The organism is Paenibacillus sp. V4I7, assembly GCF_030817275.1.
Lineage (GTDB): Bacteria > Bacillota > Bacilli > Paenibacillales > NBRC-103111 > Paenibacillus_E.
This window is the reverse complement of the sequence record NZ_JAUSZD010000002.1, coordinates 2,237,797-2,253,077: the sequence shown is the minus strand read 5'-3', so window position 1 is coordinate 2,253,077 and position 15,281 is coordinate 2,237,797. Positions and strand designations below refer to the sequence as shown.

The 15,281-nt window shown below is 46.5% G+C and carries 7 protein-coding genes; all 7 read right to left on the bottom strand.

The features are described 5' to 3' along the window. Window positions 1-290: 290 nt before the first annotated feature. Entirely contained in the window at window positions 291-4,154 is a 3,864-nt protein-coding gene (locus tag QFZ80_RS11320) for a hypothetical protein (protein WP_307558930.1), read from the bottom strand. Window positions 4,155-4,222: 68 nt separating this feature from the next. After that, window positions 4,223-5,530, bottom strand: a complete 1,308-nt coding sequence (locus tag QFZ80_RS11315; RefSeq protein ID WP_307546632.1) for an ABC transporter substrate-binding protein — start codon at window positions 5,528-5,530, stop codon at window positions 4,223-4,225. Between the two features lie 105 nt (window positions 5,531-5,635). Then, window positions 5,636-7,549: an ABC transporter ATP-binding protein gene (locus tag QFZ80_RS11310; RefSeq protein ID WP_307558928.1), complete on the bottom strand. Its 1,914-nt coding sequence runs from the start codon at window positions 7,547-7,549 to the stop codon at window positions 5,636-5,638. A 14-nt stretch (window positions 7,550-7,563) separates the two neighbouring features. Next, window positions 7,564-9,555 (bottom strand): alpha/beta hydrolase family protein, encoded by a 1,992-nt coding sequence (locus QFZ80_RS11305; RefSeq protein ID WP_307558926.1) that lies wholly within the window; start codon window positions 9,553-9,555, stop codon window positions 7,564-7,566. 30 nt (window positions 9,556-9,585) lie between these two features. After that, window positions 9,586-10,872 (bottom strand): Gfo/Idh/MocA family oxidoreductase, encoded by a 1,287-nt coding sequence (locus tag QFZ80_RS11300; RefSeq protein ID WP_307558925.1) that lies wholly within the window; start codon window positions 10,870-10,872, stop codon window positions 9,586-9,588. Between the two features lie 175 nt (window positions 10,873-11,047). Further along, the gene (locus tag QFZ80_RS11295; protein WP_307558923.1) at window positions 11,048-14,209 is read right to left on the bottom strand and encodes an S-layer homology domain-containing protein; all 3,162 of its coding nucleotides are present in this window, start codon (window positions 14,207-14,209) and stop codon (window positions 11,048-11,050) included. A gap of 184 nt (window positions 14,210-14,393) precedes the next feature. After that, the gene (locus tag QFZ80_RS11290; protein WP_307558921.1) at window positions 14,394-15,281 is read right to left on the bottom strand and encodes an ABC transporter ATP-binding protein; all 888 of its coding nucleotides are present in this window, start codon (window positions 15,279-15,281) and stop codon (window positions 14,394-14,396) included.

The window sequence follows — 15,281 nt, the reverse complement described above, 5'->3', positions numbered from 1 at the left end:
AAACAATGATCTACAAAAAATCCAATGATCCCTCCTTTCCTACAATGGATTTCGTTTTTGATAACGCTTGCAATTACTTGCGAATCTTTGGTTCACATATCCGATGTCTCGATGCTTTGACTAAAATGTATAATAGAATAAGTGCAGCATCATAGGGCAAAAGTTCCATGATTATAGGTTGTTTAATCCATCTATTTTTTAAAATAGAACAAAGCCGGTATATCTTCGCTTATGAAGTACCGGCTTTGTCGTCCTAGCCCATTTATGCTCGAATAACCTCAAAAATTTACTTAAACCTCATCTGTAACGATCACGACAGGTCCATATAAACCGCCGGTGGGGAACCATTCCTGCCAACCAAGTTCATCATCATTTCGGTCTCGGTTCCAATAGGTTACTTCTGGATTTCCTCCCACCAGACTTGTTGGCTTGCCGACTTCGTAGTGTGTGCCGAGCGTGTTAGTCACCCGGATCCGAAGCCGATGCATGCCTTCGGGCAATTTGGGCAGCGTGAACCGATACGGTCTCCATAGCCTCACGCCTAAAGGCATACCGTCTACCCACACTTCCGCAGTCCCCCTGACGTGCCCCAATTCAAGTTCGGTACCAACGTGAGAAGAAGTCTCAAATACTGTTTCGTACTCCACAGCACCGCTATGATGGGGCAAACAAAGTGAGGTCCGCCAATCGCCCAACGAGCCTTGTACAGGTATCGTCTCGAAGCGAATCGGTGCAAGAAGAACGGCAGCTTCCGTAGACGATCCATCAGGAGTTATTCTAACTGCCGCTAAGGTTCCGGCTGGCTGTGGCTCAAATTCCATATTGCCGTCACTTGCTGCGATTTCTGAGCCGTTAATCCAAACGCGCATCTCCCCTGCGCTTTCGATACGCATTCTCATCGCTCCTATGGGTAGCGGAAAGCGCAGCCAAACGGGTCTTCCATTGCAGGAGGGATCAGCAGAGAAAGAGAGCGGCTTCGGCTCGGGAACAGATTCAGGCATAAGCCAGCCCACCATTGGAAGTGGATGCGGCCTGGCGGAAATCCATAACGACTCCGTTTCCGCAAATTGGAGAACGGAGAAATGATGGATACCCGGAGCATTCCCTTGTTCGTCGGACCAATGTTCCCCAGAGAAGAAAGTAATGGTTTCACCATTCTGCAGCTCAATGACTCCGTCTACAAACACTTCGCCTTTCCCTTCGGGTAAAGCAACTCTGACTTCGTTCATGCCGTATTGCCAAAGATCCGTAACATCAACTTCTTCCTGACCTTGCCGGATATAAGGGTTGAAATCCCCATGTTCAGTCACATTGACACCGTTCACATAAAGTATGGCTCTCCCACGAGCGGCAAACACGATTCGAACCCGCTGAAATGGGTGATCTCGTCTGCTTTCGACTTGGTTCATCAAGCTGGATTGTAAATTAGGATGCTGGGTAAATAGCCATTTTGGAAGGGGCGGACGCGCGATCGTGTTCACTTCGATACCAGCTCTTATTACACCGTTGCCGATAGCTTCAGCCCTGAGTAGCAGCTCATTGCTCCCTTCCTGCAACTCGATCCATGCCGTTTGTTCCTCGGGTCCTCCGCTCCATGCAATCTCCTTGCCATTGATACGTCCAGTAATGTTGGCGTTACTTTCCGACCGGATCCAGTAGCGTCCACCCGAAGGTGCGATCACAAATGTTTTTGCCCAAACGAATTCTCTTTTTTTCAATTCACCAAGATTGAGAAATCGACGAGGAACACGACCCATCCGGCCCGCCCAAGAACGCATGGCAAGATCTCCAAACACGTTGCTGTACACTTTCTGAACAGAACGTAATTCGTCGAACTCTTCTCCATGGCATACATGCCAATAAGCGGATTCACTCCACAATCTCGTCAGCCAATTGGATTCATCCAAACCAGGTTTTTGCCAGCCAGCCTTTTCTCCCTCCGACTGTTCCCTCTCTAAGCGCACATGCATCATGCGGCGTTCGGTCGGCAGAAAGCCGTTAAGCTCTCCATGCAAATCAAAGTCCCCATACCGGTTGTCCAAAGTGGGCTCCACTTGGATTCGCCAGTCGTTAGATGCCAACTCCAGCCTTTTCCCACTCGCTTCCAATTGACCAATTTGAGCAGGAAAGGGACGAATTGTGAAGTCTTCACGATTATATTCTGCAGCCGAATTAGCTGTATTCGTCTCTGCGCACACGATCAACGAAGCAGGCCAGGATGTGAATGGAGCTTGTACTTCAATCCATTCGCCTTCCCGTTTATACGGAATCGGCTCCATAGATCCGTTGACTGGATCCCAAAGCTGGGGCTCACGATCTGTTCTTATCCGGTAAACAGATGACCCCGGTAAAACGGTATCCGGACACGCAGGTTGATGCATGTTTAACAAAGCTCCGTTCTCTGGAAGCAGTAAGAAGATGTCAGCATCCTCGATTTTGCGGTGCAAGGATTCACCTGGTCCCTCCACCCTTTTCGGAATACGGGATTCCACCAGTACTACAGCCTCTTCCGCTGTATCTACATATACGGCACCAGCCAAATCCCGCTCCGCCTCTGGCACATCTACGGCAATCACAAAACCGCCTTCTTTCAACCAAGCTTCGGTTCGTGTGCGTGCTTCATCATCCATAACGGTTGTTCCGCACAAAAGTAAAACGGAAAAACGCTCATCCGCTATTTTAAGTTTGCCCTTATCTGACGTCGCCTTTTGCAAGGCACTATCGTCTGCAATATCGAAATCTAGCTGTGCTTTCCTTAGCGCACCAGGCTGCTTGTGATCTCTGCGGCTCCAACTGCCTGTTATTTTCTTATATACGTTTTGGATATGAGCTACTTGATTGTTATGCTCACGATTCGAGACTCCCATCGGGTGCTCATTTATTTTCCCATCCGCCAAAGACAAGTATCCGCATACCGCATAAGACGGGTAATGGACAGCAACGTCGCAAACGTGCGTCCCCTCACTTAATAAATAACAAACACGGCTAATCGTGTCGGCAAAGACTGGATAATGCTCGAAATAAGGCTGACGCCATCCCGTATCGGGCGGAGCCCACTCCCACCAACCGCCACGGGTGCTATAGTAAACGGCATGGGGACTGTATACGGTTGCTCCCGCTTGAAACCAGGGAATCAACCAATGCATCGTTTCCTCCAATGTCCCGCCCCAACCACTGGAATGGAATGCTTCTAAGAACACGCGTGAGCCGCCGTGTAAATGCGCCATGGACGAATGTGGCTTAATCTCGCCATCCATGTCGCTTCCCGATGCGTTATACCATCGATGTGTCCGAAAATAATCCAAATAAAGCCGCTGCGCCCCGTTAGGATCCGCTCTTCGCGCTGGTCCGGCTTGATCGCAGCAAATGAGCATTCCGCGCTGTCGGTGCCAATTGCCGAGTGGAATAAAGAACGATTGTTCGGCAAGCTCAGCAGCAAGACGGTATACTCGGCGACGCACTTGTTCATAGCCAGGAAGCGGATCGTACAAGGCGGGTAGAAGAGGCGTTAGTTCCTCCTTAAACCTTTCTTTGTAACGAGCCGTCAATTCAGGTGTCCACAGAGGAAGCGGTGGAAGTTCGTCCTGGAAGCTTCCCGCAATCGTCTTGCCGAGATCATAAGGGAAGCGGCGCTCCATTTCACCATGAATCCGGTCAATCAATTGTCCCGTTGCCTTAGGGTCGAGCCAATTGAACCCCTGACGTACCGAAGCATAAACATAATCGTTTGTTTCATAAAGGACTTCCGAGGATTTGGGCATCTCCTCGCCGTGCGTGAAACGGCGTAATTGATACCCAGTCATTTCCGGATGCTCTGTGACGATACGAGACGGCATGTTGGACCCGGAAAAACCAATTTGGTCGTAAAACCAAAGATACATACCCAGTCGCTCCGCTTCGCGCAAAGCAACCTCGAACATACACCACCAATCTTCGCTGGCATAAACGGGACGATCGCTCACGGAACCGTACTGCGGTCCTGTAGGGGCCAAATTAATAATACCGATGTTGCGCAGCCCTCCGTCTCGAAACTTTTTCATTTGCCAGCGAATTCGTTCCGCCGTTACCTCTTCAGCACTCCACCACCAAAAGGGGACTGGTCCGAAACGCGGATCTGCATGAGCAAATTTTTTTTGCAGTTGCATTAAGTTCATTTGTTCCTCTTCCTCCCCAGCTTCGAGAAAAAACTCCAGTCCTTAAACTGGAGTTTCGACGAAAAAAGTTATTTGGCGGCTTTTTCTGTTTCAATACCTTTGGTCGATTGTTCTTGGATCATCCGCAGTGCGGTCATGGAATCTTTGGATTCACCAAAAATCAAAGGAGAGAAAACATTATGCAGCGGTACATCAATATAGGTTAAGCCTGCTGCCCGAGCAGCCGGAGGCATCGCATTTTGGCCGTAGAATATCGACTGAACATGCTTACCCTGCATTTGCGGCAAGTTTTTCCCAAACGCCTCTTGAACCGCAGGGGTCTGCAGCGAGCCGATAATGCCTTCTTTGGCTAAATTGACTTGCATCTCTTCAGAAAGCATATATTGGATAACTTGGAACGCCTGGTCCTTCTTCGTGGATTGGTTCGTAATAAAAGCTGCGTACATATTAGGCTGCGCTTTCGTATTAGGAGCATCGGAGAAGGAGGGCATGGCAGCGATATCGAAATTCAGGTTTTTATTTTGCTCATACCATTGAACGATTTTCTCTGAAACATGGACACTCATCGCCATTTTCCCTTGGGGGAAATGGTCAACCGAAGTAAACTGGTTAGCCGGAATTTCATAGAACCGCCTTAAGTTGTCAACAAGCTTCTTCCATCCGTCCGTTGCTAGTACTGCCTTGTCCTCCGTCAAACTGAACGGCGATAGCCCTAGTTGATTATAAGTCATATACAAACCGGGATGCTGTTGATAGCCTTTATATGTATTTTCTCCTTCTACACGAGTCAACTTTTTGGCCAATTCGTAAACTTCATCGTATGTCATGCCATCTTTGGGATAATCGACCCCGAATTTATCAAAGATATCCTTGTTGTAGAAAAGCACGAAATCGCTTAATTGGTAAGGCAATCCGTATATTTTCCCTTCCGGAGTCTTGTTTTTCATCTTCGCCATAGCTGCTGGATTTAATTTGCTGGTGTCAAAATTATATTTTTTGATCAATTCGGTCATATCGTATTGGAGATCGTTTTTAATAATACTCTTTTCATAATTGCCGCTCGAATTCTCGATGATGATGTCGGGAATCGTGCCGGCCGCGATCAGATCCTTATACTGTCGACCCGGATTGTCCCAATGAACATGTTTAAAGGAGATATCGGGAAACTTTTTCTTCAGGTATTGCCCGATTTGCTTCTCATAATTTTCTTCTTTCGCATAAAAAGCAGGGTACACCGTATAAATGAACAATTCATTATCCGGTGCCTTCGTAGTTTTTGGGACGTCTGGACTTTGTGCTGTAGGTTCTGCCTCACAGCCTGCAATAGCGGTGATTGCTATCGCAATCAACAAGGATGATTTCAGATACTTTTTCATACTTCTTTGAACCTCCTTAGATTTTTGCTTAATCATTTATTTAATCTTACTTTATTACGAAATTGCAACGCTTTCATTGGGCAGTATTTCATTTATATAGGTCCATCATACTTTCAACTTCAGTGCTAAATTCAGTTCTTCAGGTCTCATTGCCATCAACTGCTTTTCGTATAACTCGCGATATAAACCATTTTGAGCAAGCAGCTCTTGGTGGTTGCCTTGCTCCACAATTCGTCCCCGGTCGACAACAAGTATTTGATCTGCTCGAACAACCGTAGCCAGACGATGCGCTATTACAAACGTCGTTCTGTTTTCCATCAATCTTTCCAAAGCTTCTGTAACCAAGTACTCCGACTCCGCATCCAATGCTGATGTCGCCTCATCCAAAATCAGGATTCGAGGATTTTTTAGAAGTGCCCTGGCAATTGCGATCCGCTGTTTTTGCCCACCAGAGAGTCGGACCCCGCGTTCCCCGATGACAGTATCATACTGCAGTTCCCACTCTTCGATAAATTCATGGGCATTAGCTGCCTTTGCTGCCGTGTATACTTCGTCCCTGGTAGCCTTAGGGTTACTATAGGCAATATTCTCATAAACCGTTCCTGAGAACAGAATATTGTCCTGGAGCACAAGAGCGATATGGCTGCGTACATCTTCTAAATCGTAATCTCGCAAATCCACCCCATCCAACAAAACCTTACCTTTGTCCGGATCATAAAAACGAGGAATTAAATGAATAATGGTAGACTTCCCACCGCCACTTGGGCCAACAAGCGCTACGACATCCCCGCTCCTCGCATGGAAGCTAATCCGCCTTAGAGCCTTTCTTTTCTCAAGAACCATTGGAAGCGGATCAGGCTTCATTTTAGGCGGAATCCAATAAAAACGTTTGCCAGGCTTTATGTTCGTCATCTTATCTTGATCCCTCTGGTGAGATTCGGCTTGCTGTCCATGTCTTTCAATGACATACTCGAAGCTGACTTGATCGAATTCAATCTCGCCGTGGCAAACTTTCAAAGGAACAGGGTTCTCCTTATTTCGAATGTCAGGTTGAATGTCAAAAACTTCAAAAATTCTTTCAACGTTCGTCAGCGAATTTTGAATCGTGACGTTAACATCGGAGAAACGTTGAATGGGCCCATATAGCTGGGACAAATAGGCTTGGAACGCGATCAATTCTCCTACCGACATCCTTCCGCCGATCACCATACTCCCCCCTACAAACCATATAATCAGTCCCCCTGCGTCTTGGAAAGTTTGGCTGATACGGCCTAGTGCATTTGACAAAAGGTGAGCAGACATCGTATAGGAGTAGTGAGCAGTGGCCTGCTTCTTAAATCGACTAAGTTCCATCTTTTCTCGATTAAACGCCTGCACGACCTTCATTGCTGAGATTCGTTCCACCAATACACCGGAGATTCGCTCCATCTGACGATGTACAGATCGCCAAGCAAAACGAATCCGTACATTAAGGTTCGTAAACGTTAAGTAGTAGAATGGCAGAAGCCATAAGGATAGCAATGCAAGTTTCCAATCCATACTGAAAAGCATAAAACCCGCGAAGAGGACAAGAAACAGGTCTATCAACAAGTTGATAACCCCGCCGCCGACCAAGTTTTGTGCACCGTTCACATCATTAAGTATGCGGGACAGAATGCTCCCAACTTGACGGCTGTCATAATATCGTTGGGATAGCTTTTGCATGTGTTGATATAACTGAAACCGAATATCTATGATCATGGAATTACCCATTTTTGCCGTTACATATTGGCGTAAGAAGTTGGTCACTATACTAAACAGGTAGACGCAAGCCAAAATCATGATCACCTTTTCCAGGGTCCATAAGCTGTCTTTTTGCGGAAGCACTTCGTCGACCATAATCTTCGTCATCCAGGGTACAGTCAAAGGAGCTGCAAATTGAAGGATACCTAGAACGATAATCGTCAAAATATAAAACCGGTAAGGTTTCAAAAACTTTATATAGCGCCGTACAAGTTGGGGATTTCTATGAATTTGCAACCTCATCTCCTCCCTCAGCTCACAAAATCGCTCCTAACAAGCGTAGAATCGTAAAGCTTGCCTTTCTCGGCAAGCCATCTATCCATATCAGGAAGATCAAAATATCGGAGCATTTCGGGTAAAATAAAGCTTAAGGAATCCGTTTCATCGTAAAACGGTTCCTTGATCCAATCGGAGATACTGTTCATGCGGTTCTCCATCCAAACATTCTGAACGCGGTCATCAAGCAAAGCCGCTAATCCGGCATATATGGCATATCGTCCGCTACCATATAGTCTAATGTCTGAGGGATCGATATTGGATGATCCAGTTGCAAGCTCCACTGCCCGCAATACATCGTATGTTCGTATTGCAGCCATACTGTCGCCCAGCCACATCATTTCGTCGGTATATCTGTCCATCATCCCGAATCGTTTGAATGGTTTATCCGTAGGAGAATTCAAATGCGGAAGAAGCGGACCGATTCCTGTTGGATTGAGCACCATGGCAATCCGTCCGGAAGCGCAAGTTTCTTCAATCCACTTGGCATGCACTTCAAGCTGGCTCGATCCGCCGTCCCAAATGCCAATGGTCACAGGAAGTTTATTCCCCGCAAGCTTCGAATCGAAAAATTGTAAACAATGGTTTAACAATCCAGTTTGACTCCACCAGATCTTGCGGATCACCCACATATTCGCAACTTCTCCTCCACCAGAAGGACGCTGGTTAAGGTCGCAAAGCTGTCTGCCCGAAAATACACGCTTTTGAAGCCATTCGATCGCGCGCTTTTTTCGTTCGTCTTCTGGCAATGCTTGACGTGACCTCTCAAATATCGCTAGTCGTTCCATATTTTCAACGTGCGTACTTTGGGCATGCTCAAGCTCGCCGATAACCTGCCCACTTTGTGTGCACCATAGCTGCTGGGCTGGGATCAGCTTTATTTCTTCACTTGACTGTACAACCGTACCTTCGAGCAAATGCTTAGAAAAAAACTGTGCCGCCGCACGTGCCAATGGAATCGTAAATCGATGAACATTTTCATCTTCGAAAATGTCCAGATCTTCACCTCGGCCATGCATCTCCCAAAATCTGCGGTTTACAGCTACCGTATGCCTGGGACCTTCAATCGGGACGGAATCATACGTGGTAGCAAGAATGCGCACAGGCCGTGGAGCCATGGCCATTACAATGTCTTCATGGTCGAAACCTAGCGCGGAGAAACCCGGCCATTTCTGCTCGGCATCTTGGGCTTTGCCGGTAAGCAGAAAGTACGGCCGATTCATAATAAATCCGCCTGGAGCGGCTGCGGCAATGCGCTGATCGTACATCATAACCAGCGAAGTCTGCGTTCCACCGCCTGAATGGCCTGTCACTCCTATACGGTTCGGGTCGACCTCCGTCCGAGTGCATAAATAATCTATCGCGCGTACGGCGTCATGAAGCATGTAACGGGCTAAACTATCCCCTAACGGCATACACTGCCGCCCGACATTTTCATGCTCAGTAACGCTAGTCATCGGAGCCTGTTTCGATTCAGGATCGTAAAATCCGAACCTTTCCCCCTGACCGACTGGATCAAGCGACATCACAACAAGACCGGAATGGACCATATAATGGCAAACCGTTTGATACTCATCACAATGTTTAGCCTGTTCACGATGTCCGCATAGAAGCAGCACGGCTCCACGGGGCTCAATTATCCCGTTGGGTACATACAAATTCGCAGTCGCATATACATGAGGCCTCGGTTCGAAAATGACTTTTTCAACTCGGAAACCATTCCCTTCGACCGAACCTGTAACTCTCGGATTTAATGGTGTATCCGAAGAAGGCATGCCGCCGATGCAGCGTTCCAGCCCTTTGCGGATATCCTGTTGCCTTAGCTTGAGCTCTGTCTTGTCCTTAATGGCTGAACGCGCTTGTTCGCCCTTCTGTGCTGCTCTCATAGCAGATTCGTAAACCCAACGCGGAAGCTGGCTTTTCACATCAAAGTGGGCGATTCCCACATTCTCTAGATTCTCATACACAGCAGTTATGTCCCCCTTTTTTCCTATCAATCAGTTCGATGAAACCAACAGGTCGGCTATGCGAACAGGCATGCCTGTTTGTACTGACTTCCATATCGCTTCCCCTGTCAACACCGAGTCAGCTCCCGCTTCCGCTCCTGCCATAATCTCATAGGGACGAATCGGATCTGGTCCTAAGAACAAATCTTCCAAAATCAGAGGGTCCCCTCCTCCATGCCCTCCGGGACGCGGGACCACATGAATCGTTTCTTTGCCGCCGAACAAAGGGAAATACTCAATGGTTTGCTCGGCTACCTGATGCGTTGTCCGCTTGGACATCACTTCCTTGGTCTCGATTCTTCCCTTAGTCCCGTTAATCGCCAGACGATATCCTTCATAAGGCAGCGAAAAGTTAACGGAATAACTCATCATAGCCCCTTTGTTATACTTGACAACGGCAGCATATGTATCTTCAATATCGATTTCCGAATCAAAGATACAACCATCAGCTCGGTACCCGGTTGCGCTGCCTGGTAGCGCAACCATATTCGTCAAATGATCGTCCTCGGGTACAACCTCTTTACTCCGTGTAGACCATCGCATGAAATAGGTGCAATTCTGCTTGACTTGGCATGTTCCACAGTGCCTGCCGTCTTCTTTGACAGGATTGAGTTCGCCTTCTGGACCGAAATAATTCAGCGCGCCGTATGCAAAAGCCTCCACCGGCTTTTGATCGATCCACCAATTGACAAGATCAATATGATGGGTGCTTTTATGCACCGACAATCCGCCGGAATTGCTTCTTTTACGGTTCCATCTTTTAAAATAGCTTGCGCCATGATAGGTATCGAGATACCAATTCAAATCGACAGATGTAACCCTCCCGATTCTGCCTTCAAGGATCAATTCCTTGATTTTCGTGTGAATCGGTGAGTAGCGGTAATTAAATGTCACATACAGCTTTCCCGTACTGTTATTCTGCGCATCCAGAACACGCTTGCAATCTGTGCCATTCGTGACCATCGGTTTTTCCGATATGACTTCAAGATGGTGCTCCAATCCTTTAACAATGTAATCCGCATGGGTATGATCCGCACCTGCGACAATAACGACGTCGGGGCTCGTCTCCATGATCATCTGTTCGAATTGATCGGGAAGGTAAACAGGCAGCCCACTCAACGTCGGGAATTTCTTGAAACAATTCGTAAATCGTCCGGGATCCGCATCCAGCAATCCAACAATTTCACAATGCGACTGAAAAGTTTCCAGCATGTTCTTGATAAACATGCCGTTCGCTCTCGTACTAACTCCGCAGATGACATATCTTTTTCTTGCCAAAGTATTCGCCCTCCAATCTTAGGTTAAGTATACAAATATGCGAAGCGCAAAGAATTAGTAAATACGATCTTGAATATAGGTCAATCCTGTCGAAGCACTCAGTGCTACCAAGCATCACCAAAAACAAAAACCCCCTGTCGGTAAACCGACGTGGGGGGGGGGGGGTAAACGCTGCCTATTTTACGGCAACTATGAACGATTTGAGTTGGGTTCCTCCAACGGCATGAATGGTAAATTGCTTAATGTTGCTCGTTGCCCCTTTTGGGGTATACGATATTTTAAAATCGGAACCGACTGAGATTGTATCCCGTTTACTTGCCACAGGTTCCGTGTAAACAATGTCGCTGATGAACACCTGCACATTCAGAATATCATTGTAAGGAGTAATCTGATCTTGATTACCAGTAGGACTGCTATTACTTGGTTGATTCGTGAATGTAGCATAATTGGTTACAGCTTGCAATCTGCCCAATAGATTAGCGTTCCACACATACAAACCATTCAGAGTGGCGCTTGAAATTTCTTTTGGTCCGTTAGATGCAAACTTAATTTCAGACACACTCATTGGATCTGCAGTAACTCCTATTTCTGCAGTGACCTTTTTCATCCCAAACGGGGTATCGAGATAAACAGTCGCGGTGGCCTTTCCGCTATCAAGACCGATCATCTTACCATTTCTATATCCGATGACATTTGGCCTGCTGAAGGTAACTGCCTTAATCGGAGCAGAAAGACTTACTTTATAACCTGAGCTATCTTTCACGTTTATGTTTAAATCTTTTTGAAAACTCGAATAGTTGGTGAACAAGTATGTCGCATCTGTTACACTTTTGGTTATTCCGCTATCATAGAGCATTCTACCGGTCGCTAAGAGGGAAGTGCTTCCTGGGTCAATCTCGTAAGTCAAATCCACTTTATACTGGTCAATGACGTCCACCTCTACTGATAGGGATTGCAACGATTCTTGGATTTGCCCACTCGGGTCGACTTGAACCAATGTAGCGGTCAAACGGTAGCTTCCCTTCAGTGTTGCGTGTGGAACTAAGTTTATAGATTGATTGGATATTTGATCAAGATCCCTTAGTTCTACTGGGTTCAAATCGTTAAGCACCACACCTCCACTCGTTCCAGTGAGCGCTCCTGAATCGCCGCTGATTTTCTCGAGTTTCATTTCAACCTTGTAATCGCCCCGCTTTGTTCTGTATAAGATGTCGTATTGATCGTTGATGATGAACTTTACTGTAGGCGTTACCCCAGGAAACATAGTAACGCTCTCAGAACTGTCGGCATCTAGCTTTATTGAATTGGGCTTGCGGGGTTTCTCGATATGGATTGGCATCGTCACTGTTTGATTAAGCGCATTCAATCGAACATTAATGGTCGCCGGTCCCGCTGCCTTCACCTCTTTAACCCGTATTTGTCCATCCGTGGACCTAATTGCAACTTTTCTCTCAGTACCTGTTACGGGATCTTTACGTGTTAATGTATCTGCCTCCAACACGATACCACCTGTGGCATATACGGATATTCTACCCGTCGTTTCTGCCTCCACAATTTCAGCTGAACTGAACTCGTAACCCGTTGAATCTTTGATGGTCAAACCAAAGAACTTCTCTCCGTCACCTTCTGCCGCCGGTTCTGTTAAGGGCTTTATTGCAATTGTAGCAGGTTTCTTCAATGCTATTACATTAATCTTCTTGGACACCTGCTGACCAGCGAAGAACAAATCCATAGTCACTTCTTGGTTACCGTCCATATCCCGGTTGGCTTCCAATTGCAATTCTGGATAACCGTCGTTGTCAAAATCGATGAAATCGTTTTGCCCTGAATTATTTATTACATTCCCCCATGTTCCGGTAAATGCCTTTTGAATTCCCATGTTCAAAATTTTGGAATCAACGATGGGATTTCCATGCTGGTCATAGGCTTTTAAGACTAAGTACGCTCTCACTCCGGCTTTAAAGATCGTGTTTCCGCCAGGGTACATCAGATCATCACCTAGCTCGAGTTTCGTCACCACAGGAAAGTCGTCAATGATAAATGTTTTACTTGCTGACTGGAAACTGCGTGTTTCTAATAAAGAAACCATGACTGTACTTCCTATAAATTCATTGCTTAAATCTATGATAAAAGCTTGCTCCTTGGGATAAAAATCCACTTTGCGATTTTGCGCACCTACCGTGATATTCAAATCGCTTGCCGATATGTCTATAGTCTCACCATACTGATTTGTGGCTTTGAACGCGATGATTGCTTTGGATTTAGGAAGCTTTTCGGTAGAAGTAACAATCTCCAATTTTTGGATCTTTCCTACTTCAGAGATGATTTCAATTTTACCCTTATCAATGCTTCCAGCATCTAACCCGGACAATTCAATTGTATATTTCCCATAAGTTAATGCGTCCGTTTCGACGATGGCGGTCATACTGTCATCCGACCATTCGGTGCTTGATGACAACGCTGTATCGGAACCATATTTCGTAACGGCCAAAATTGCACTATTCGTGTCGACTTCCCGATTTAGTCTCACGGACAATTTACCCGTACCGATTAATTTGACTTCGGCAATAGAAGCTTTTTCAGGCTTCGCTGTTGTTAAATGCAGCTGCATCGCTGCATAAACAGCCAGTGCAAACGCTTTTCTTGTAACAGAGACATTACCTCCGAATTTGCCATTAACCTGGTTAGTCATGATTTTTTGCTGAAGTGCGTAGGCAACGTAGCTCTTGTATGTATTGTCTACGCTATCATCCTTGCTAGGAGTCACTGCTTTCGCCTTCTCATCCAAACCAAGTCCCTTGATCAGCAGCATCGCGAGTTCTTGGCGGGTCACTTGCCCGGTTGGATTGAACTTATCTACCACATCGTACGAAAGAGCCGAGTTCTTCAAAGCTTCGATATAAAGACGCGCAGGGTCATCCGATTTGACGTCGGAGAAGCTCGATGCTGTAACCATTTTATCAATGCGCAGTCCTAAAACGATAGCGACCGTTTTCGCTAATTGGGCGCGAGTAATCTCTTGGTCTAAACCGAAGGAATCTACCGACGCCGTGTCGATCACCTCCATTTTCAATAAAGCATTAATCTTTTTCTTGTCGTCCTTCGAAACACTTTTCAAATCGCCGAACTGGTCAGCCAGATACGTGTCTGAAGTTACTGACGATGATGGCGTTGTTGCTTTTGTAGTTGTCGACGACGTCTCAGATGATGTAGCCGATGTTGACGGCGCGACTGTCGTCTGTGAAGTTTGCGAAGCTGTATCCTCCGCATAGGCCAAAGGAGCTAAGCAGTAACACAACAGTAAGAACGATAAAAATAGCGCAATTTTTTTATTCATTTGATGCCTGCACCTCCCGAGAAGCGAATACGCCTCGTATTAAAACGCTTACATTTTGTATGAAACACTGTTATTTCTCTGATCACATCAACCCTCTCTCCAGTCTCAGTTTACTTGCATGACCTAACTATATGGCAAAAATGCGAACTTTTCATAGGGGCTTTTATGCATCTTTATAGGTTGTTTATTTCATCATTACTGGAGGCAGAAGTACGATTCTCCCCTCTTCCAACGTAACTTGAACTTTATTCGTGTTATTCACTCCGATTGATTCCAAGTAGTTTGGAGGAATTTGCAACCGGCCCGCTTGGTCCAGCACCGCATATTCGATGTGAGACTCTAGTTCTTGCTCTTCTATACACTGATCCAGTTCAAGCAGCTCTTGATCGAATGATTTACGGCGCAATATTTCCGACGACGTTTTCCCGTCCCGAATGGCCACTACGCGATCCACTTTTTTGGCAAGCAGCGGATCGTGCGTAACAATAACGACTGTTAACCCCAAACTCCGGGTCAAATGCCGGAACAAATCAAGAATTTGATTAGCCATGTTCGTATCCACAGAGCCTGTTGGTTCATCAGCAAGCAAGAGCTTCGGATGGTTCGCCAGCGCTATAGCGATGGCAACACGCTGCTGTTCACCGCCTGAGAGTTGGTTCAATCTGTTTTTCAGCCGGTGGCTAAGGCCTACGGCTTCCAGCAATTCCATGGCCCGTTCTCGCTTGCGCTTGCCCTGAAGTAAGATGGGCAGCTCCACATTTTCCAGTGCCGTCAAGTAAGGAATTAAATTCCGTGCATTATTCTGCCATACGAAGCCTACGGTCTCCCGTTTGTAACTCACGATGTCTTTCTCCGACATGCCCAGCAAATCTTTGCCATCCACCCTTAAACTGCCTGCCGAGGGGCGGTCAAGCCCCCCAAGCATATTAAGCAGTGTCGACTTACCGCTTCCGCTGTTGCCGATAATGGCCATTAATTCACCAGCCTCCACGTGCAAATCCAATCCTTGTAAGGCGACTACCTCCAAATCGGCAATTTTATAAATTTTGACCAGGTTATCACAATGGATCAT